The sequence below is a fragment of the Gemmobacter lutimaris genome, assembly GCF_003570715.1.
GTDB lineage: Bacteria > Pseudomonadota > Alphaproteobacteria > Rhodobacterales > Rhodobacteraceae > Gemmobacter > Gemmobacter lutimaris.
Map to the genome: position 1 here is coordinate 181,209 of NZ_QXXQ01000005.1, position 20,055 is coordinate 201,263.

At 65.9% G+C, this 20,055-nt stretch carries 22 protein-coding genes; 11 read left to right on the forward strand and 11 right to left on the reverse strand.

Annotated features, from left to right (window positions below; genetic code table 11):
* Positions 1 to 76 precede the first annotated feature (76 nt).
* From D2N39_RS11170 to D2N39_RS11180, 3 genes are all read right to left on the reverse strand, one after another.
* Positions 77 to 1,102, reverse strand: a complete 1,026-nt coding sequence (locus D2N39_RS11170) for a hypothetical protein (RefSeq protein ID WP_119134858.1) — start codon at positions 1,100 to 1,102, stop codon at positions 77 to 79.
* Between the two features lie 67 nt (positions 1,103 to 1,169).
* On the reverse strand, positions 1,170 to 1,664 hold the full coding sequence (locus D2N39_RS11175) for a GNAT family N-acetyltransferase (protein WP_119134859.1): 495 nt from the start codon (positions 1,662 to 1,664) through the stop codon (positions 1,170 to 1,172).
* Entirely contained in the window at positions 1,661 to 3,310 is a 1,650-nt protein-coding gene (locus D2N39_RS11180) for an AMP-binding protein (protein ID WP_119134860.1), read from the reverse strand. The genes D2N39_RS11175 and D2N39_RS11180 overlap by 4 nt, the downstream gene beginning before the upstream one ends.
* A 100-nt stretch (positions 3,311 to 3,410) precedes the next feature.
* On the opposite strand from D2N39_RS11180, the gene D2N39_RS11185 reads away from it, so the two are divergent.
* Positions 3,411 to 4,349 carry a DMT family transporter gene (locus tag D2N39_RS11185; RefSeq protein WP_233557119.1) on the forward strand — a complete coding sequence of 313 codons (939 nt, stop codon included), beginning with the start codon at positions 3,411 to 3,413 and terminating at the stop codon, positions 4,347 to 4,349.
* On the opposite strand, the gene D2N39_RS11190 is transcribed toward D2N39_RS11185, so the two are convergent.
* The gene (locus D2N39_RS11190) at positions 4,346 to 4,933 is read right to left on the reverse strand and encodes a thymidine kinase (RefSeq protein ID WP_119134861.1); all 588 of its coding nucleotides are present in this window, start codon (positions 4,931 to 4,933) and stop codon (positions 4,346 to 4,348) included. The genes D2N39_RS11185 and D2N39_RS11190 overlap by 4 nt on opposite strands.
* A 491-nt stretch (positions 4,934 to 5,424) precedes the next feature.
* Between D2N39_RS11190 and D2N39_RS11195 the strand changes: the two genes are divergently transcribed.
* Positions 5,425 to 5,880: a hypothetical protein gene (locus D2N39_RS11195; RefSeq protein WP_119134862.1), complete on the forward strand. Its 456-nt coding sequence runs from the start codon at positions 5,425 to 5,427 to the stop codon at positions 5,878 to 5,880.
* Between the two features lie 52 nt (positions 5,881 to 5,932).
* Here the strand turns inward: D2N39_RS11195 and D2N39_RS11200 are convergent, their stop codons facing one another.
* Positions 5,933 to 7,303 carry a DEAD/DEAH box helicase gene (locus D2N39_RS11200; RefSeq protein WP_119134863.1) on the reverse strand — a complete coding sequence of 457 codons (1,371 nt, stop codon included), beginning with the start codon at positions 7,301 to 7,303 and terminating at the stop codon, positions 5,933 to 5,935.
* 248 nt (positions 7,304 to 7,551) lie between these two features.
* Here D2N39_RS11200 and D2N39_RS11205 point away from each other — a divergent pair, with 248 nt between their 5' ends.
* Positions 7,552 to 8,505 (forward strand): hypothetical protein, encoded by a 954-nt coding sequence (locus D2N39_RS11205; RefSeq protein ID WP_119134864.1) that lies wholly within the window; start codon positions 7,552 to 7,554, stop codon positions 8,503 to 8,505.
* Here D2N39_RS11205 and metG read toward each other — a convergent pair.
* The 3 genes from metG to D2N39_RS11220 all read right to left on the reverse strand — a co-directional run bounded on the left by metG (position 8,502) and on the right by D2N39_RS11220 (position 12,403).
* Positions 8,502 to 10,217 (reverse strand): methionine--tRNA ligase, encoded by a 1,716-nt coding sequence (gene metG / locus D2N39_RS11210; protein WP_119134865.1) that lies wholly within the window; start codon positions 10,215 to 10,217, stop codon positions 8,502 to 8,504. The two genes, D2N39_RS11205 and metG, sit on opposite strands and share 4 nt — an antisense overlap.
* Before the next feature lie 133 nt (positions 10,218 to 10,350).
* A complete protein-coding gene (locus D2N39_RS11215) occupies positions 10,351 to 11,103 on the reverse strand; it encodes an SDR family NAD(P)-dependent oxidoreductase (protein ID WP_119134866.1) in 753 nt (250 codons plus the stop codon).
* A gap of 79 nt (positions 11,104 to 11,182) precedes the next feature.
* Positions 11,183 to 12,403: an MFS transporter gene (locus D2N39_RS11220; RefSeq protein ID WP_119134995.1), complete on the reverse strand. Its 1,221-nt coding sequence runs from the start codon at positions 12,401 to 12,403 to the stop codon at positions 11,183 to 11,185.
* A 158-nt stretch (positions 12,404 to 12,561) separates the two neighbouring features.
* Between D2N39_RS11220 and D2N39_RS11225 the strand changes: the two genes are divergently transcribed.
* Genes D2N39_RS11225 through D2N39_RS11235 form a run of 3 tightly spaced genes read left to right on the forward strand, consistent with a single transcriptional unit; the run spans position 12,562 to position 14,691 of the window.
* Complete coding sequence (locus D2N39_RS11225) at positions 12,562 to 13,602, forward strand: aldo/keto reductase (RefSeq protein WP_119134867.1); 1,041 nt, start codon at positions 12,562 to 12,564, stop codon at positions 13,600 to 13,602.
* A 58-nt stretch (positions 13,603 to 13,660) separates the two neighbouring features.
* Entirely contained in the window at positions 13,661 to 14,188 is a 528-nt protein-coding gene (locus tag D2N39_RS11230) for a hypothetical protein (protein WP_119134868.1), read from the forward strand.
* Positions 14,176 to 14,691 (forward strand): lipocalin family protein, encoded by a 516-nt coding sequence (locus D2N39_RS11235; protein WP_119134869.1) that lies wholly within the window; start codon positions 14,176 to 14,178, stop codon positions 14,689 to 14,691. Before D2N39_RS11230 ends, D2N39_RS11235 begins: the two co-directional genes overlap by 13 nt.
* Here the strand turns inward: D2N39_RS11235 and D2N39_RS11240 are convergent.
* On the reverse strand, positions 14,679 to 15,542 hold the full coding sequence (locus D2N39_RS11240; RefSeq protein ID WP_119134870.1) for a helix-turn-helix domain-containing protein: 864 nt from the start codon (positions 15,540 to 15,542) through the stop codon (positions 14,679 to 14,681). The genes D2N39_RS11235 and D2N39_RS11240 overlap by 13 nt on opposite strands.
* Before the next feature lie 98 nt (positions 15,543 to 15,640).
* Here D2N39_RS11240 and D2N39_RS11245 point away from each other — a divergent pair, with 98 nt between their 5' ends.
* On the forward strand, positions 15,641 to 16,540 hold the full coding sequence (locus D2N39_RS11245; protein ID WP_119134871.1) for a fatty acid desaturase: 900 nt from the start codon (positions 15,641 to 15,643) through the stop codon (positions 16,538 to 16,540).
* Here the strand turns inward: D2N39_RS11245 and D2N39_RS11250 are convergent.
* Positions 16,537 to 17,223 (reverse strand): NUDIX hydrolase, encoded by a 687-nt coding sequence (locus D2N39_RS11250; protein WP_119134872.1) that lies wholly within the window; start codon positions 17,221 to 17,223, stop codon positions 16,537 to 16,539. The genes D2N39_RS11245 and D2N39_RS11250 overlap by 4 nt on opposite strands.
* Complete coding sequence (locus tag D2N39_RS11255; RefSeq protein WP_119134873.1) at positions 17,201 to 17,590, reverse strand: DUF983 domain-containing protein; 390 nt, start codon at positions 17,588 to 17,590, stop codon at positions 17,201 to 17,203. The genes D2N39_RS11250 and D2N39_RS11255 overlap by 23 nt, the downstream gene beginning before the upstream one ends.
* Positions 17,591 to 17,823: 233 nt before the next feature.
* Between D2N39_RS11255 and D2N39_RS11260 the strand changes: the two genes are divergently transcribed.
* The 4 genes from D2N39_RS11260 (at position 17,824) to D2N39_RS11275 (ending at position 20,052) form a co-directional block, all read left to right on the forward strand.
* A complete protein-coding gene (locus D2N39_RS11260) occupies positions 17,824 to 18,474 on the forward strand; it encodes an EF-hand domain-containing protein (RefSeq protein ID WP_119134874.1) in 651 nt (216 codons plus the stop codon).
* 63 nt (positions 18,475 to 18,537) lie between these two features.
* Positions 18,538 to 19,143, forward strand: a complete 606-nt coding sequence (locus D2N39_RS11265) for an RNA polymerase sigma factor (RefSeq protein ID WP_119134875.1) — start codon at positions 18,538 to 18,540, stop codon at positions 19,141 to 19,143.
* Positions 19,140 to 19,526 carry a dihydroorotate dehydrogenase gene (locus D2N39_RS11270; protein ID WP_147373470.1) on the forward strand — a complete coding sequence of 129 codons (387 nt, stop codon included), beginning with the start codon at positions 19,140 to 19,142 and terminating at the stop codon, positions 19,524 to 19,526. The genes D2N39_RS11265 and D2N39_RS11270 overlap by 4 nt, the downstream gene beginning before the upstream one ends.
* A 4-nt stretch (positions 19,527 to 19,530) precedes the next feature.
* A complete protein-coding gene (locus tag D2N39_RS11275; RefSeq protein WP_119134877.1) occupies positions 19,531 to 20,052 on the forward strand; it encodes a periplasmic heavy metal sensor in 522 nt (173 codons plus the stop codon).
* Positions 20,053 to 20,055: the final 3 nt, after the last annotated feature.

Below are 20,055 nucleotides of genomic sequence, written 5' to 3' on the forward strand. Positions count from 1 at the left end.
ACGGGCAGAATAACCCTGCGCCCCCACCGTATGCCGGTTGGGGGCGTCTTTCTTGGTGCGGTGCGGTGGGGCTGGGCTATTCGGCGCAGATCGCCTGAAGGCTGATCCAGTCGCCATCCTTCAGCAAAGGGGCGGGCACCTCTGTTGCGAAGGGATCGGCCTCGATCAGCGGCAGCACGCTTTCGCCGCTGGGATCCAGCGCGCGGGCATAGGGGGCAGAGGCGACGCCTGCCTCGGCGAAGCGGGCCAGCAGCCGTTCTTCATCTACCGGCGCGGGCGTTTCGGTCAGTAGCTGACGGCCATAGCCTTCGATCGCGCCCGGTGCCAGCCGGCCGGTGGTCAACAGGCCGAAGGTCGCGCGGACCCCGGCATAGTCCAGCAGGGGCAGCATCGGATCTGTGTCGCTGATGCGCTCGGCTTCGGCGAGGATGAATCCGGCGGCCACCTCAGGGCCGTTCTGGTTCTCGATCAGCGAGCGGTGCAGCGCGATGATGCGACCCGGCAGATGCAGCGACCGCGCCGTGCCGTCGCGCAGCACAACAAGCTGCGGCGGGTTTTCCCCGAACAGGCGCGCTGACAACTTTTCCAGCGCCGACAGGCCCGAGACATCGGAACAGGGCGCCCCCGTGACGCGCGACAGATCGGCCAGGGCGGTGCGACCGATGGATTTGCGCATCGTCGGCGGCACCATGGCGGCGGTATGGTCAATCATTGCGCCGGGCACAAAAACCGCACCTGCCAGCAGAACCAATGCCGTTCCAACCAGAAGCAGCGAGCCGCGCAATCGTCCCGGCCGGGGGCGGGCGGTGGCAAGGGTATGCCGCACCTTCTCCAGCGCGGCGATCATGGTCGGATCATCCAGTTCCAGCGTTTCCAGCGCGTCGCGTCCTGGAGAGAACAGGGCAGGCGTTTCACCCGGATTGAGCCGTTCGACCGCCGGAAGCGACCAATGCGACAGCGCGGCCTCGGTGCGCGGATCGGACAACGTCAGCGAGGCTTCACCGAAAGCCACGATCACCTCGCGCCGCTGCATCTCTGGCGCCTCGCGCCACAGCCCCGGACTTTCGAGCTTCTGATACTGCTTCAGCGCCGTCGTGCGCATTTATGGCCTTCTTGCCGCATTTCAGAGCAGTTTATCGGGATTGTCCCGTGGTCACAACCGCCTCGGTTCAAAGCGGACCGAAGGCAGGGGCAAAGCAGATGTCGCCCGTCGGGGCGGGGGTGGTGAAGGCCCGTGACAGCAGATATTCGGGCGGCACGCCGGGGAGGCGACGGGCAGGGTCTGCCACAAGGCCGAAGCGACCGTAATAGGCCGGACCGCCAAGGATCACGACGCCACCATGTCCCTGTGCCTGCAAAGCTGCCAACGCAGCCCGCATCAATGCCTGACCGATACCCTGCTGCTGGCAGCGCGGCGCGACGGATACGGGCGCTATACAGGCCCAACCCGGCGTGCCGCCGATGGTGACGGGCGAGGCGGCGATATGGCCGGTCAGGCCATGGCCATCCTCGCAGACCAGCGACAGCAGCAGATCGCCCGAAGTCCGCAGCGCCGCCACGATTTCCGCCTCGTTGCCATCGGCATGGGGGGCAGTGGCGAAAGCTTCGGCAATCAACCTGCTGATCGCCGCCGCCTCGTCCGCACCTTCGAGGCGTGGGGTCACGCCGTCACGCCCTGTTGCTGCGCCATCAGCTTGGCCACGGCGCGCAACTCGAACTTCTGGATCTTGCCGGTGGAGGTTTTCGGCAAGTCGCAGAACACCACCGCCTTGGGCGTGGCAAAGCCCGCCAGACGGGCGCGACAGAACTTGATGAGCTCCTCCTCGGTGACCTCGGCGCCGGGTTTCAGCTCGACGAAGGCGCAGGGCACCTCGCCCCATTTTTCATCCGGTTTCGCCACCACGGCGCAGAGGCTGACGGCCGGGTGATGCATCAGCGCGCCCTCGACCTCGACCGAGCTGACATTCTCGCCGCCTGAGATGATGATGTCCTTCGCGCGGTCGGTGATCTTGATATAGCCGTCGGGATGCTGAAGCGCGATGTCACCCGAGCGGAACCAGCCGCCGCGGAAAGCCTCGGCCGTGGCCTGCGGGTTCTTGTAATAGCCTTTCATCACCAGATTGCCGCGCATGGCGATTTCCCCAAGATGGGCAGAATCGCGCGGAACCGGGGCGCCATGGGTGTCGTGCACCTCGGCCGCCTCAAGCATGGCCATGGCGACGCCGGTGCGGGCCTTGAAGGCGGCGCGGTCCTCTCCGGTCTTGCCCTCCCATTCCGGCTGCCAGAGGCATTCGGTAGCGGGGCCGTAGGTCTCGGTCAGGCCATAGACCTGCGTCACGTTGAAGCCCAAGGGCTCGATCGCGGCGAGCGTGGCGGCGGGGGGCGGCGCGCCGGCGGTGAAGACCTCGACCACATGGCCGAAGGGGCGGCGATCTTCGTCCTTCGCATTGATGATGGTGTTCAGCACGATGGGCGCGCCGCCGAAATGGGTGACGCCCTCATCGGCGATGGCGTCATAGATCGCCTTCGCGGTCACGTCGCGGCAGCAGACCAGCGTGCCGCCCATCATCGGCACCAGCCAGGGCTGCACCCAGGCATTGCAATGGAACAGCGGCACGATGGTCAGCACCTTGGGGAAAAGCTGCATCCGCCAGGCGATGACATTGGCCATGGTCGCGAGATAGGCGCCGCGATGGTGATAGACCACGCCCTTCGGCCGCCCGGTGGTGCCGGAAGTATAGTTGATGGCGAGGCTTTCCCATTCATCCTCGGGCAACACCCATTGGAATTCTGGATCGCCTTCGGCCAGCAGTTCCTCGTATTCAAGGTAATGCCCGCCGGGGGTAAAGCCCGCCTCACGGTCGCAGACCTCGACGATCTGGGGGGCGTGGCCCTCCATCTTCTTGATAGCGGCCTCGGCCAGCGGCAGCAGCGCGGTATCGACCAGCACGATCTTCGCGCCGGCATGGCCGAAGATATAGCCCACCGTATCGGCATCCAGCCGGGTGTTGATCGTGTTGATGATCGCGCCGCAGGCCGGCACGCCGAAATGCGCCTCGGCCTGCTGCGGGATATTCGGCAGCAGCGTCGCCACCACATCGCCCGGCGCGACCCCGCGCCGCGCCAGCGCCGAGGCGAGCCGCGTCGCGCGGTCGAGATATTCGGCATAGCTGCGCCGCGTCGATTTCCAGACCAGAGCGGTGCGTCCGGCATGCACGTCGGCGGCGCGCTTCAGATGCGACAGCGGCGTCAGCGCCACATGGTTCGCGGCATTCTTTTCCAGTCCGGTCTCGTCAACCAGCCAACCCATAGCGCGCTCTCCTCCCGAACTGGCGGAACATGTCGTTTTCCGGCGCGCAGTTTGCGGCGGGTTCAGGGCATTGAAAAGAGGGGAAGAAAGGAATTGCGCGATGACCACCGCTAACATGGCTGCGGCAACCGACCGCACGCCCGACCGCACGCTGGCCGCGGCCGGAATGGTGCTGGTCTATGCCACGCTGATCGGCTTCACCGACAATTTCGTGCGCCTGATCGCGGCAGAGGGCGGGTTGTGGCAGTTCCATGCCACACGCTCGTTCATGGCCTGGGCGATCCTGCTGTTGCTGATGGTGCCGCTGCGCCTGCGACTGCGACCGAAGAACCTTCGGGCGGTGGTGGCGCGCTCGGCCATCCATGGCAGCGGCATGGTGATCTATTTCGGCGCGCTGGCTTTCCTGCCGGTGGCACAGGTGGCTGCGGGGCTGTTCACGGCGCCGATCTTCGTGTTGCTGATCTCGCGCTTCATCTATGGCCATCCCATCGGGCCGGTGCGGGTGCTGGCCGTGGCGGTGGGTTTTGCCGGGGTCGTCATGGTGCTGGGCCCCGAGGCCATGCGGGGTGCTTCTGTCGCGGCTTTTCTGCCGGTGCTGGCAGGGGCGCTTTACGCGCTGGGCAATATCGCCACGCGGGAATGGTGCGCCGGTGAAAGCGCCGAGACGCTGCTGGGGGGATTCTTCGCCGCGCTGGGGGTCCTTGGCCTGATCGGCATGGCGGCGCTGACGCTGATCCCCGTCGAAGTGCCCGAAGGCACCGCAGGATTTGTGCTGCGCGGGCCGGTCTGGCCCAGCCAGAGCTTTCTGTTCTGGACCTTCGTGCAGGCGGCCGGCTCGCTTCTGGGTGTTGGCATGATGATCAAGGCTTACCAACTGGCAGAGGCCAGCCGGGTGTCGGTCTTTGAATATGTCATCCTGCCCGCCTCGGCCGGGTGGAGCTGGCTGATCTGGGGCGAAACGCAAAGCCTGCTGGCGCTGACCGGCATGGCGCTGATCGCGGCGGCGGGGATCATGATTGCCTTGCGGGCGCGGCGCTAGCCGCTGCTGTCGCCCATCGCCTCGCGCCAGTGGCGGCGGCACAGGCTCTGATAAGTCTCGTTGCCGCCGATCTGCACCTGATCCCCGTCGCGCAGGGCGCTGCCATCGGGGGCACGGCGCACCACCATGGTTGCCTTCTTGCCACAATGGCAGATGGTGCGCACCTCGCGCATTTCATCGGCCCAGGCCAGAAGTGCGGCCGATCCGGGGAACAGGTTGCCCTGAAAATCCACGCGCAGCCCGTAGCACATCACAGGCACACCCAGATCATCGACCGCGCGGGCGAGTTGCCAGACCTGCGCCTTGGTCAGGAACTGCGCCTCGTCGATGAAAACGCAGGCCACCGGGCCATGTTGCAGCCGCGCCGCGATCCGCACGAACATGTCGTCCTCGGGGCCGAACATGTCGGCAACCTCACCGATGCCGATGCGGCTGGCGATGCGGCCGGTTCCGGCCCGGTCATCCAGCCGCGCGGTCAGCAGATAGGTCTGCATCCCGCCTTCGCGGTAGTTGTGCGAGGCTTGCAGCAACGCGGTCGATTTGCCCGCATTCATGGTGGAATAGTGGAAGTAGAGCTTTGCCATGCCGCCCGATAGCGAAAAGCCCCGCTTGTCACAAGCGGGGCTTCGGCACGGATACAAGCATTCACTCGTCCAAAATCGCATCGGGCGCCAGAAGCGCCGGCACTGGTTAAACAAGGCTCCCCCTGAGGAGGGGCGGGCGGGGGCACGCCGGGAGGTGGATTTGACGCAGCCAGCGCCACACCCGGACGGAACAAGGGCAGGGGGCGGCAGGCCGCCACACTCGTTACGTCACGTCCACGAGGGAGGACGCGCCGACACTCGTTACTGACGGGCCCGCCGCGCAACCACCAGGTTTCCCGGCCGGTTTCCCCGTGGGGCAATGGCACGGCGGACCCCCACCCGCTCCGACGCTGGGGACGCCGGAAGCTCACTCACTAACGTTCCGGGCTTGCCGGAACTGGATTATGAATGACAAAGCCCTGCCGTCCGATTAATGGGAAAAGAAATGGTGATTTCCCCCAAATGGGGGATGTGGAAGGATTTCGGGTTTCATGTCGATCGACTCCTATCTGAAAAAGCATACCGAGGCGCTTGTGAAGGACGTGGGTATCGAGGCAGCCTGTGACCTGACCGGAAAATCGAAGGCGACCATCGGGCGCTACTATTCCGAACAGGATGAGCACAGCGACCGTTTCATGCCGATCGACGTGGTGGCGCAGCTTGAGGCGGCGGCCCGCTATCCGCATGTGACCTCTGCTCTGGCGGAACTGCGCGGTATCACCTTCAGCTATGATGCCGAACGCCGTAACGCGCAGTCGGCAGGCATCAATTCCGATGTGGTGGCGCTGGCGCAAAGGTTCGGGATGCTGATGGCGGAATACAACAATGCCATCGCCGATGGCCGCATCTCGGTGAACGAGGCGAAGCGCCTGCTGCGGGAAACGCTGGCGATCCAGCAGGTCTTGCTGGAGATGAAGCTGAACCTTGAGGAAGAAGCCGGGCATTGAACCCTTGGCACAAAGTAAAAGGCCGGGCAGAACGCCCGGCCTTTTCCTTTTATCAGCCGCGAGCGGGGCGCCGGGGCGGGGCAGAGCCGCCTGCCGCCTTGCGCGCGGGCTTCTGGCCCTGAGGGCGGGCACCACCGGGCTTGCCCGCCGGTTTGCCGCCTTGCGGTTTCGCGCCCTGCGGCTTTTGACCCTGCGGTTTCTGCCCCTGCGGACGCCCGCTGCCGCCGCGGCGCTGCTGGTTCTGCTGCGCCCGCGCGACCTTCAGCGCATTGGCCTCTTTCACCGCATCCATCGCCCAGGGAGCGCCGCCGATCACGGGCACGGTTTTCTTCAGCAGCGTCTCGACCTGCTTCAGCTCATCCATCTCGGCCGGAGCGCAGAAGCTGACGGAACTGCCGCCAGCCCCGGCGCGCGCGGTGCGGCCGATGCGGTGGACGTAGTTTTCCGGCACGTTCGGCATGTCGTAGTTATAGACGTGGCGCACCGTCGGAATGTCGATGCCGCGCGCCGCCACATCGGTGGCAACCAGCACATCCATCGTGCCCTCGCGGAAATCGGCCAGCGCGCGCTCGCGCTGGTTCTGGCTGCGGTTGCCGTGGATCGCTACCGCATTGAAGCCCCAGGTCACCAGCAGCTTCGCCAGCTTGTCGGCGCCGTGCTTGGTGCGGGCAAAGACGATGGCTGCCTCGCCCGGATGCTTTTGCAGATAGCTTTCCAGGAGCTTTGCCTTGTCACCCTGCGGGGTGAAATGCACGCCCTGCACGATCTTTTCCGCCGGTTTGCCGGGGGGCGAGACCTGCACGCGGACCGGATCGCGCAGATAGGTATCGGCGATTTCCTCGATGTCCTTCGGCATGGTGGCGCTGAACAGCAGGGTCTGGCGGCGCAGCGGCAGGAATTTGGCGATCTGGCGCAGCGAATGGATGAAGCCCATGTCCAGCATGTGATCGGCCTCGTCCAGCACCAGATAGCCGCAGCTGTCCAGCCGCACATCGCCGCGCTCCAAGAGGTCGATCAGCCGGCCGGGGGTGGCGATCAGCACATCGGTGCCCTTGGCCAGCCGTTCCGACTGCTTGTTGATCGAGGCGCCGCCCACCACCATGGTCAACTTGACCGGCGTCCCCTTGGTGAAGGCAAAGATGTGGTCATAGATCTGCTGCACCAGCTCGCGCGTAGGGGCAAGGATCAGGGCGCGCACATTGCGCGGCCCCGGCGGGTGGGTGATGTCCAGCAGGCGGTGCAGCAGCGGCAGGCCGAAAGCGGCGGTCTTGCCGGTGCCGGTCTGCGCCAGACCCATCAGGTCGCGCCCCTTCATCACCTGCGGAATGGCCTGCGCCTGAATCGGCGTGGGCGTGGTGAAGCTGGTGCCTTCCAGCGCCTTGAGGAGTTTCGGCGAAAGGCCGAGATCAGCGAAAGTCGTCATATGTCGTTCCAATAGTCTTTGGGATGCCGCAACGGGCATCCGCGAGGGGTGGCGGGTCGCCTCGTGCCGGGGGAACCCCCGTTCACCGTCGAAACCGCGGTGCCCCTGCGTGACTTGTGGGAACCATGGCCGCACCCCGTTCAGGCTCACGCGGCCGGGTGTCGGACAAGGCGCAGATGGGGCAGGGCGGCGCGAATGTCAAGCCTTTGCCGCTTTGCGGGGCGGGACCGTCGCGCTAGAAAAGGACCATGACCGACGCCCGCATCCGCCTGCACCTGCCTGCCCATATGCTCGACAACGGGGCGGCACGGATGCCGCAGTTCTATCGCCGCGCGCTGGAAGGGCTGTCGGGCCTTGGCGTGCGGGTGGAGCTTTGTCACCGCGACATCGACCGCCTGCGCGCTGGCCCCGAAGGCGGGCATCTGGATCTGGTCCATGCGGCGGCGGTGGGGCGGGGGCAGGCGCTGACGCTGGGCACCGCATATCTGGACCGTTTCTTCTATGCCGACCCCGAGGGGATCTTCTTTGAAAGCAGCACGATGCGGGCGCGGTTCCGCCCAGATACCGTGCCCGAGGATCGCGCGGCGGAATTTCTGGCCGATCTGCGCGCGCAATATGTGACGCCACGCCGGTCGCGCCACATCCAGCCCGAGGCGCAGGTGGCCTTCCCCGGCGGGCATATCGCGCTGTTCCTGCAAGACCTGTCCGACCCGGTGGAACGCGCGCGCCACATGACGGCGGCGGAAATGGTCGAGGCGGTGCTGGCGCATCGGGACGGGCGAATGCTGGTGGTGAAGCCGCATCCCCGCAACAGCGGGCCGGAGACCGAGGCGATCCTGCGCCGCCTGACCGGCGTTCCGGGCGTGCAGATCACCGAGGCCAATCTGCACGACATTCTGGCGGGGGCGGCGGTTTCGGTCTCCATTTCCTCCTCCGTCGGGCTGGAGGGGATGCTGCATGGCGTGCCTGCGGTGTTCTTCGGGCAAAGCGACCTGCATCACTGCGCGGTCACGGTGACCCGCCCCGAGGACTGGCCCGCCGCACTGGACGCGGCGCTGGTGACGCGCTGGCCCTTTGCGCAATTCCTGCTGTGGTTCCTGCGCCGCCGCAATATCGACGCGCGCCGCCCCTTCCTGCCGAAACTGGTGGAGCGCATCCGCGCGGCAGGCTGTGACCCAGCCGCGCTGGGTCTCCGCGATTAGCGGGTGCCCGCGAAACGCTGTTGCCAGTCGGCGCGTTCCTCGTCGGTGATCTTGCGGAACAGGTTTTCCGGCACGGTGAAGGCGTGGCCCGCAGGCAGGGCGCGCAGGGCAGCGCCGATGTCGGCGGGCCAAGTCCAGTCGTCCGAGCCCATGGCATCCATCATCGCTTGTGCCGCATCGGGGATGAAGGGTTGCGACAGGATCGCATAGACCCGGATCAGGTTCAGGCTGAGGCGGATCATCGCCTCGGCCCGTGCCGGATCGGTCTTGATCGCGCTCCACGGGGCGGCGGCTTGCAGGTATTCATTGCCGATCACCCAGATCGCCCGCAATTCGGCCGCCGCCTTGCGGACCTCGATCGCGTTCATATGGGCCTCGTAATCGCGGATGCGCGCGCCCAGATCGGCGATCAGCGCGGTTTCCTCGGGGCCGAAGTCGCCGCCTTCCGGCACCGCCTCGCCCAGTTTCGACTTGGCGAATTTGGTGACGCGGCTGACGAAATTGCCCAGAACGTCGGCCAGATCCTTGTTCACGGAAGCCTGGAAATTCTCCCATGTGAATTCGCTGTCGGCGCTTTCGGGCGCGTGGCTGAGCAGCCACCAGCGCCAGTAATCCGAAGGCAGGATCGACAGCGCCTGATCCATGAACACCCCGCGCCCGCGCGAGGTGGAGAACTGGCCGCCATCATAATTCAGGTAATTGAAGGACTTGAGGTAATCGACCAGCTTCCATGGCTCGCCCGACCCCAGAATGGTGGCCGGGAAAGACAGGGTGTGGAAGGGCACGTTGTCCTTGCCCATGAACTGATAATAGGTCACGTCGTCGGCGCCCTTGTCGGTGCGCCACCAGCGTTCCCAGTCGGCGTCGGCCTTGCCATTGGCATCGGCCCATTCGGCGGTGCCGGCGATATATTCGATGGGGGCATCGAACCAGACGTAGAAGACCTTGCCTTCCATCCCCGGCCAGGGCTGATCGCCCTTCATCACCGGGATACCCCAGTGCAGGTCGCGCGTGATGCCACGATCCTGCAAGCCGTCACCATCGTTCAGCCATTTCTTCGCGATGGAGGTGGTCAGCACCGGCCAGTCGGTCTTGCTGTCGATCCAGGCTTCCAGCTTGTCGCGCAGGGCGCGCTGCATCAGGTAAAGGTGCTTGGTTTCCCGCACCTCAAGATTGGTGGAGCCGGAAATCGTGGAATGCGGGTTGATCAGGTCGGTCGGGTCAAGCTGCTTGGTGCAGTTGTCGCACTGGTCGCCCCGCGCGCTGTCATAGCCGCAATTCGGGCAGGTGCCCTCGATATAGCGGTCGGGCAGGAAGCGGTTGTCGTCGATGGAAAAGATCATCTTTTCCGATACTTCGCGGATCAGCCCGTGATCGGCCAGTTGCCCCGCGAAATGCTGGGTCAGCTTGTGGTTCCGTTGGCTGGAGGAGCGGCCGAAATGATCGAAGGACAGCCGGAAGCCACGTGCCAGATCGGCCTGAACCTCGTGCATCTCGGCGCAGTAATCGGCGACCGGCTTGCCGGCCTTGGCGGCGGCCAGTTCGGCCGGGGTGCCATGTTCGTCGGTCGCGCAGATGAACATGACCTCGTTGCCGCGCGCGCGCATGTAGCGGGCGAACAGGTCGGCGGGCAGTTGGCTGCCCACCAGATTGCCCAGATGCTTGATCCCGTTGATATAGGGAATAGCCGAAGTGATGAGAATCCGAGCCATGCCGCGTCCCCTTTTCCATTGCGGCAGCATCCTGTGCCGCGGGCCTTTCCATTGCGGCGCCGCCAAGCGCCACAGGCCTTTCCGTTCCGCCGCTGTTTAGCGCCGCAGACGAGGCGGGAAAAGGGCTTTCGGCCTATTGCGCGCAGTATCCGCCGTCGATCAGGTGATACGATCCGTTGATGAATTTCGCCTGATCCGACAAGAGGAACAGCGTCAGCGCCGCAACCTCGGCCGGTTGTCCCAGCCGCCCGACCGGATGCGCAGCCACCAGCGCCTCTTTCGCGCCCTCGGGCAGGTTGGCCAGCAGGGGCGTGTCAATGAAGGCAGGGCCGACGGCATTCACCCGGATGCCCTTGGCGGCATATTCCAGCGCGGCGGTGCGGGTCAGCCCAAGCAGCGCGTGTTTCGCCGCCACATAGGCGCCCGCATTGGCAAAGCCGACCGAGCCGAGAATCGAGGCCATGTTGACGATGGCGCCGCCGCCGGATTTCAGCATCTCGGGGATGGCGAAGCGCAACCCGTAGAACACGGCGTCAAGGTTCACGCCCATGACCTGCCGCCAGCCCTCCAGCGGATACTCGCCCAAAGGCGCCATCGGCCCACTGATTCCCGCGTTGTTCACAAGCAGGTCCAGCCGGCCACCGGCCACCACTGCCTCGGCCACCAGCCGTTCGACCACAGCCGGGTCCGAGACATCGCCCGCGCCGGGCAGGGCCTGCCCGCCCGCCGCGACGATCCGGTCGGCCACGGCGGCGGCGGTGTCGGGGTGCAGGTCGGCCACAATGACCCGCGCCCCGGCGCGACCCAGTTCCAGCGCGATGGCCTCGCCAATGCCGGAGCCCGCGCCGGTTACAAGGGCCGTCTTGCCGCTAAAGGAAATCTGCATTTCTGCCTCCTGTCACTGATTGCGCGGGCAGTATGGCACAGGCGTCAGGCGAGAGCGTTGATCCGGCGCAAATGGCCGATCACTCTCCCGTGCGGTCGCGTTTCAGAAGACGCCCGATCAGGAACGAGGTGCGCGGTTCATAGGTATAGGCGGTGCGGGTCTTCGACGGGCGCACCCGCATCCGGGCGAAGCCGAAGACGATCAGCCCGGCATGGGCAATCCCGATCATCACGAACATCGCTTCCGGCCCGAAATGTTCAATCACCAGCGAGGCGACATAGGGGCTGGCGATGGCGCCCACCGCGTAAAGGAACATCAGCGCGGCGGAAAGCTCCACCCGTTCCTGCGGCTCGGCGTAGTCATGGGCGTGCGCGGTAGAGATCGAATAGACGGGTAATGTGGCAAAGCCGAACAGCGCGGCGGCAGCAAAGACACCGGAAATGCCGGAGGCCGCCAGCGCGATGGTGGCGCCACAGGCGAAGATACCCGCAACCGAAATCCAGATCAGCACCGACCGGCGGTCATAGCGGTCAGCCAGCCAGCCGACCGGAATTTGCGCCACTGCCCCGCCCAGCACATAGGCCGCCAGAAACAGCGCGATCAGATCGGCACCCAGACCGACCTCCAGCCCGTAGACCGGGCCGACCATGCGGAAGGCCGCGCCTGTCACGCCCGATACCACCACCCCCATGCTGGCCAATGGCGATTTGCGCCATGCAAGACCGGGGCGCAGACGGGGGGCCAGCGGGGTGGGGGGCGCCTCGCTGCGGGTCAGGGTCAGCGGGAAGATGGCACAGCAGCACAGCAGCGCCAGCAGGTTGTAGGAAACGTAGGAGGCAGGCTCCAGCACGCCGATCATAAGCTGCGCGCCAAGGCTGCCCGCGATGTCCACAACCCGGTAAACCCCCATGGCGCGGGCGCGGGTCGCGTTCGTCACCTTGTCCTGCAACCATGCCTCGATGATCGTGTAACAGCCTGCAACACAAAGGCCCGAAGCCATCCGCATCACCGACCAGGCCAGCGGATCAACGATGAGCATATGCGCCAGAATGCCGATGGTCCCCGCCGCCGTGAAGGCCGCGAAGGCGCGCGAATGTCCGACAGACCCCATAAGCCGTGGCGCCCACCAGCAGCCAATGAAGAAGCCGAAGAAATGGGCTGAGCCCAGCAGGCCAAGCTGTTCGGTGGAAAAGCCGAGGCTCGCGCCCGAAATCGCATCCAGCGGCGCGACCCCGCCCGAACCGAGTTGCAGCAGCACGACAGCGAGGAACAGGGCGGCAAAAGAGATCAGCAGGCGCATCGGCTCGTCATTCCGGCAGGGCTTGGCGGGCAGGTTGGCCCGGATTGCGCGCGGATGACAGGGCGAAATGATCACAGTTTGTAACAGCGCGTGAGGTGGCGCAGGTCTTGCCACTGCTGCGATCCGCTCTAAGCTGATGCCCGACAAGGAGAAACGTGATGAAACAGGTTGCACTGGGCCGCAGCGGGCTCATGGTTTCGGAACTCTGCCTCGGCACGATGACCTGGGGCACCCAGAACACCGAGGCCGAGGCTTTTGCCCAGATGGATATGGCGACAGAGCGCGGCGTGACCTTCTGGGACACCGCCGAAATGTATCCGACCAACCCGGTCAGCGCTGAAACCGTCGGCGGGACCGAGACGATCATTGGCAACTGGTTCGCTGTGCGCGGCGGGCGTGACCGGGTGGTTCTGGCCACCAAGATCACCGGCAAGGGCAAGACGGTGCGCGCCGATCAGCCGATCAGCGCCGCCACGCTGCGCACGGCGGTCGAAGGCTCTTTGCGGCGTTTGCAGACCGATTACATCGACCTTTACCAACTGCACTGGCCCAATCGCGGCAGTTATCACTTCCGCCAGATGTGGCGCTATGCGCCGCGCTTCGACGATCCGGCCGCGATCCGCGACAACATGGCCGAGGTGCTGCGCGCCGCCGGCGATCTGGTGGCCGAGGGCAAGATCCGCGCGCTGGGCTTGTCGAACGAAAGCGTCTGGGGCGCGGCCGAATGGCTGCGTCTGGCCGGGGTGGAAAACCTGCCGCGCATGGTCAGCGTGCAGAACGAATATTCGCTGCTCTGCCGCCAGTTCGATACCGACTGGGCCGAGCTTTCAGTGCTGGAGGATATGCCGCTGCTGGCCTATTCGCCGCTGGCGACGGGCCTGCTTTCGGGCAAATATGCGGGCGATGTGGTGCCCGAAGGCACCCGACGCGAACGCACCCCCGATCTTGGCGGACGGGTCACTGCGCAGGTATTCCCGGCCGTCTCTGCCTATCTGGGTCTGGCGCGCGATCATGGGCTGGACCCCTGCCAGATGGCGATCGCCTTCACCCGTCAGCGGCCCTTTGCCTGCATTCCGATCATCGGTGCCACGACACTTGCGCAGCTTGAAAGCAATATCGGCGCCGCAGACCTGATGCTGTCGGACGAGGTGCTGGCCGACATCGACGCACTGCACCGTCTTTACCCCGCGCCTTACTGAACCGCTTGCGCCTCGGGCGCGCTTCGGGCCTATTGGGGCGGGATAGGTGGGGGAAGGTATGCGCCGGATTGCTGCGCTGTTGACGATTGGCCTGCTGGCGGCCTGCCAGTTGCCTGCGGGGCTGGGGGGGAGCAAGACCGCGCCACCGTCTGTGGCCGGTGTGACGGCCACACCGGGCACCATTACGGGCGGGGCGGTGACGACCTCGACACTTGCCCCGTCTGCGGGCGAGGCGAAGCCGCTGACTGCGCCTGAGACTGCCGAAAAACCCGTAGCAGAGCCAAACCCTGCCTCGCCGGTCAAGGCGGCTGACAAGCCTGCGGCGCCCAGGCAGGAACCCGAAATCAAGACGCCCGGTCAGATCAGTTGCGAAAAGGCGGGCGGCACCTGGTCTGCCGCAGGGCTGGCGCAGGCCAGGACCTGCGTGCGCCGCACCCGTGACGCCGGCAAACAATGCAGCCGGGAAAGCGATTGCGAAGGCTTCTGCCTTGCCCGGTCGCGCAGTTGTGCGCCGGTTACGCCGCTTTTCGGCTGTAATCCCATCCTTCAGGCAGATGGGCGAGAGGTCACCTTGTGTCTCGACTGATCCTTGTCGCGCTTTTGGTGCTGACCGCCTGTGTTCGCGCGCCCGAGCCTGCGCACTCTTTCCGCAACCCCGCGACGCCGATCTATTCCAGCGCGGTGCTGGATGCGGCAAGCCTTGCGGGGCGCTGGCAGCAGGTCGGCACCTTCGGGGACAATCCCGAAGGCTGCAAAGGCGGCGCAGTCAGCTTCGGTGTGCCTGTCGGTCAGGCGCTGCCGGTGGAAGCGGACCTGTGCCTTGACGGGCAGCGCGCGCGCTATCGCGGGCAGGCCCGGCTGGTCGCGCCCGGCCGCCTGCAACTCGAAGGTGCCGTAGGTGCGCTGGCCGAGCCTTGGTGGGTGCTCTGGGCCGATGCCGACAGCCGCACGCTGGTCATCGGCACGCCTTCGGGGCGCATGGGCTTCGTGCTGGAACGCGGTGGCGTGACCTCGCCAGACCGGCTGAAGGCCGCGCGCGAGATCCTCGACTGGAACGGTTATCGCCTGGCCGGGCTTCAGATGTTCTGAACCCGTGCCCGCAGATCGCGCATATGCGCGGCGAAATCGCGGGCGCCCAGCATCGCCTCGCGCACCAGCCAGTCGAAATGCGCGCTGATCGTCTCGACCCGTGCACGGTCGCGGAAGGCGATGTAGTGGCGACCCAGATAGACCACGGCCAGCAGCGGGCCGAACACCGTCACCGGGGCCGAAAACACCCGCCGCGCATCGAACAGATACAGCCGCAGAGAAGGGTAAAGCTGATCCGCCAGCGCCTCGAACCGCTCGATCTGGCCCAGCCGCACATCAACGGGCAGCCCAGAGTAATAGCCGGTGCCGGTGGCAAAGGCCTCCATCTCGTGCAGGGGCAGGGCGATTTCGTAGTCCGATTGCGCCGTGCGCAGCCATGCCAGCTGGTCTTCGAAGGCGCCGATCGCCTGTTCGGCGGTGCGGCCCAGTTGCGGGCGATATTCCCATTCCACCAGCGCGCGGGTCTTCAGCATGTCGGGCAGCGTCGCCGGGACATGCCGGATCTTGTAGCCCGCCGCCTCGCGGTGCCAGCCGAAGATCGCCTCGTCGAATAGGGCGCGCGGCGCCTCGCGCATGGTCAGTTGCGTGGCCAGCAGGTCGGCCAGCGGCTCGGGCCGCTCGGTCAGCCCCAGAAGCCAGTCGGCGCTGATCCCCAGCGCCTGCGCGCAATCGGCGGCAAGCTGGGCATTGGGCAGTCGCACCCCATCGGCCAGAAGTTGCGAAATGGTGGAACGGTCCGCCCCGGTCGCACGCGCCAGCGCGGCCTGCGTCATCTGACGCGCGGACATGGCCTCGGCCAGTCGGGTGCGGAACAGGGCTGCGCGGTCGCGTTTGTCGATCTTTTCCATCATTGGTGAATATAATCAATGATGATGACTTTGTCATGCGCATCTTCCGCATTCTCGCAGGTCGTGCCCGGTGCTAAGCCATTGAAAAAACCGGAGCCGCCATGCGCCACACCCCCCGCACCGTTGAATGGATGACCCTGTCGCTGCTGGCGGCGACCTATGTGCTTTGGGCGCTGGGCACGACCTGGGCCTATGATCTGTCGCCCGTGCTGGGTGTGGTGCTGACCGGACTTGCCGTCGCTCAGTTTTCTTCGCTGCAACATGAGATGCTGCATGGACATCCCTTCCGTTCACGGCTGGCCAACGAGGCGCTGGCCTTCCCGGCGCTGAACCTGACCGTGCCCTATGGCCGCTTCCGCGACACCCATCTGGCGCATCACCACGACCCGATCCTGACTGACCCCTATGATGACCCTGAATCGAACTATTTCGACCCGGCGGTCTGGGCGCGACTGTCCCGCCCGGCGCGCTGGCTGCTGGAGGTGAACAACACCCTCGCTGGGCGGGTGCTGCTGGGGCCGCTGATCGGCAATCTGCTGTGGCTGCGCGCCGAGGCCGGGCTCGCGTTGCGTGGCGACCGGGTGGTGATCCGCGACTGGCTGCTGCATCTGGCGGGGCTGGTGCCGGTGATCTGGTGGATCTGGGCTGCCCCGATGACGGGCTGGGCCTATCTGGTGGCGGCCTATATCGGCCACGCCCTGCTGAAGATCCGCACCTTTCTGGAACATCGGGCGCATGAGGCTGCCCGCGCGCGCACGGTGATCATCGAAGATCGCGGCCCGCTGGCGCTGCTGTTTCTGAACAACAACCTGCATGTGGTGCATCACATGCACCCGAATGTGCCGTGGTATGATCTGCCTGCGCTTTATCGCGCGCACCGCGATCACTATCAGCGCCGAAACGACGGCTATGTCTACCGCAGCTACGCCGAGGTATTCCGCCGTTACCTCCTGACAGCGAAAGACCCGGTGCCCCATCCGCTTTGGCCGTTCCGGCGTTAGGTGATCCGCCGGAAGGTGGGCCGGGTGCCTGAATTGTCGAAGAACGGCACACCAGGTTGCTGCCCGCCGCGCATCAGAAGGGCGACTTCGGACAGGACGACCTCGGTGATAAAAGGCAGGTCCAGCCGCCGCACCTCGGTCAGCGAGATCCAGTGCAGATGCGAAAGCTCGTCACAGGCGGCCGAGAAATCCTCGACGTCGCCCTGAACGGCGTCTGCATCGGCAAGGAAGAAGCGCGCGTCAAAGCGGCGGGGGCGGCCGGGCGGGGTTACGGCCCGAAAGATGAAGCGAAGCCCCGAGGCATCGGGGCAAAGCCCGCGTGCCGCGAATGCCTCCCAGTCCGGGGGGGCGTCAGTCCAGATGCCGGGGCGGCCAAGGGCAAGCCCGGTTTCTTCAAACAACTCGCGGATAGCGGCTGCGGCCAGCGTTTCGGGCGTGATGCCGGTGCCATCAAGCCTTGCCCGGCAGGGCTCGGCCAGCGCGGCTGCCAGCGGCACGGCGGCATCGGTGCGGTCCACCGCGCCGCCCGGAAAGACGTATTTCGACGGCATGAAGGCGGCGCCTGCCCCACGCTGGCCCATCAGCACCTCGGGGCCATTGGTGCCCGCGCGCGTCAGAACAATGGTCGCAGCCGGACGAACCGGAACATCGGCGGCCCGGTCAGTCACTTGCGCCGAATCCATGCATGCGCCGCGACCATTGCAGCGCAACGAAGGCGCCCTTGACGCGAGGTAACAGCCAGAGCGTCATCGCAACCGCAAGGACCGAGAAGATCGACACAAGGATCAGCGGATCGGGCCGCCATTGCACAAAGGCCCATAGCAGCGCCGGCCCCATGATATGCCCGACGATCAGAATGGTGATATAGGCTGGCCCGTCATCGGCGCGCTGGTGATGCAGCGCCTCGTGGCAGACGGGGCAGCTTTCACGCACCGTCAGATAGCCGCGCAGCACCGGCCCCGCCCCGCAATTTGGGCAGCGCCGACGCCAGCCGCGCACGAGTGCGGGCCACAGCGGGCGGTCGTCTTCGGTCTGCGCCAAAGTGGTCATCGGTCAACCTCGGGTCATGATCTGGGTCTGGGATCGGCGCAGCATAGGCGGGTGCAGGGGGCGGGGGCAAGGCCCGCTCCAAACATGCGCCGGAAAGTCGCATTTAACGCGGCTCACGCCTCTGTGACGGAAAGTGAGCGGTTGAGGCGACGGAAACCCCGCGCCTAGTCGTTTGACTGGCATGACGGTGGCGCCATGCAGAGGCGGCCCACCCGACAGACAGGAGATTGAAGATGCAGAAACGCACCCTTGTTTATACCGCTACCCTTGCCGCGATCCTCGCCGGGGGGCTTGGCTCTGCCGCGATGGCCGACCGTATGCGCGATCATGGTGGCATGGGGCCGATGGGCATGATGATGCAGGATGGGCCGATGTTCGACTTCGACAAGGTCGATACCGACAAGGACGGCAAGATCACCCCCGAGGAATTCGCCGCCGCCCGCGCCGCCCGCATTGCGGAGCTGGATGCCGACAAGGATGGCAAGATCAGCACTGACGAGCTGGTGGCCATGCGGATGCGCGGAGCGGAAGACCGCATCCGCGCGCAGGTCGGCCAGATGATGCAGCGTATGGATGCGGACGGCGACGGCGTGCTGACGGCGGCCGAGGTGCTGGCGATGCCGGGGCCGGGGCCGCAGATGCTCGCCCGCGTCGATACCGATGGTGATGGCGCAGTGAGCAAGGCCGAGGCCGAGGCGGCGCGTGACCGCATGATGGCCCGGATGGGCGATCACGGGCAGGGCCGCAGCCATCGTGACCACGGCAAGGGCGGTCACGGCAAGGATGGGCATGGCAAGGGGGGCCATGGACAGAAGGGCCAGGGCGGCATGGGGCAAGGTGGCAAGCCGATGATGCCGCCGCCCGAGGAAGGCGCTGGCAATTAACGAGTGAGCATTGGGGACGCGGCAATTGCCGCGTCTCCGTTTCGCGGATAACACCCGTTCAGGATGCCGATGCCTCTTGATGCCACCTCAGACCTGCCCGATGCGGATCTGCTTGCCCGGTATGCGGCAGGCGACCGGGCGGCTGCGCGGGCGCTGACCCTGCGGTTCACCCCGCGCGTCCTTGGCTATGCCACCCGCCTTCTGGGAGATCGGGCCGAAGCCGAGGATGTGACGCAGGAGGCGATGCTGCGGCTCTGGCGCATCGCCCCTGACTGGCGGCCGGACGAGGCGAAGGTGGGCACATGGCTCTATCGGGTGGTCACCAATCTGGTGACAGATCGCTTGCGGGCGCGGGCGCGCAGGCCGGTGGATCTGCCGGATACCGTGCCGGAAGTAGCGGATGATGCCCCCGGCGCGGCTGCGGCAATGATGCAGCGCGACCGGATGGCCGCGCTGGATCTGGCCTTGGCATCCCTGCCCGAGCGGCAGCGTCAGGCGGTGGTGCTGCGCCATCTGGAAGGGCTTGCGAACCCCGAGATTGCCGCAATCATGGGCATCGGGGTCGAGGCGGTGGAAAGTCTGACCGCGCGGGGCAAACGCACCCTCGCGGCAGCATTGTCAGGCCAGCGGACCGCGCTGGGCTATGAGGATGAGGAGACCGGGACATGAGTGTCAGGCTTCGGGAAGATGCGGATATGATGGCCGAAGGGCTGGACAGCCTGTTTGACGCGGCGCGAGCCGCGACGCCGCCCGATGCCTCTGGCCTGATGGCGCGGGTTCTGGCGGATGCCTATGTGGAACAGGATGCGCGCGCTGCGCAGGTCATGCCTTCTGCACCGGCGCGCAAGGGCTGGCGCACGGCGCTGGTGGCGCTGCTGTCACCCGGCAATGGCCGGGCGGCGGCCGGGCTGTTGGCCGCGACACTGGCGGGGGTCTGGATCGGCTTCGTGCAGCCCGCGCCGGTCGCGGGTGTGTCGCAGGCGCTTGAACCCGTGTCGGTGGATGTGGTCGAACTGATCCCCGACCTTGATACCTGGCTGGCGGAGGGCTGAGCCGATGACGACGACCCCTGACGCGGCACCGTCCGAAACCCGCCGCACACGGCGCTGGAAACTTGCCTTCTTCGCGTCCCTGGCGGTCAACCTGATGGTTGCGGGCATCGTGGGCGGGGCTCTGCTGAAAGACCCGCATGATCGGCGCGCAGAGGTGCGCGACCTTGGATTTGGCCCGTTCACCGATGCGCTGAGCGATGCGGACCGCAATGCGTTGCGCAAATCATTCCGCGAACGCAGGCCGGATTTTCGTGCCGCCCGTGTGCAGATGCGGGCTGACATGTCCGAAATGCTGTCGGCATTGCGGGCCGAGCCTTTTGATCCCGTCCGCCTGTCGCAGGCCTTTGATACCCAGCAGGCGCGTCTGGCAGATCATCTGAAGCTTGGTCAGGATCTGATGCGCGACCGGCTTGCCGCCATGACCGATGCAGAACGCCATGCCTTTGCCGACCGGCTGGAACAACGGATCACGCGGTTGCGCCCGCCGCGCGACGAGCGCAAGGGCGGGCAAGACGACAACCACTGATCC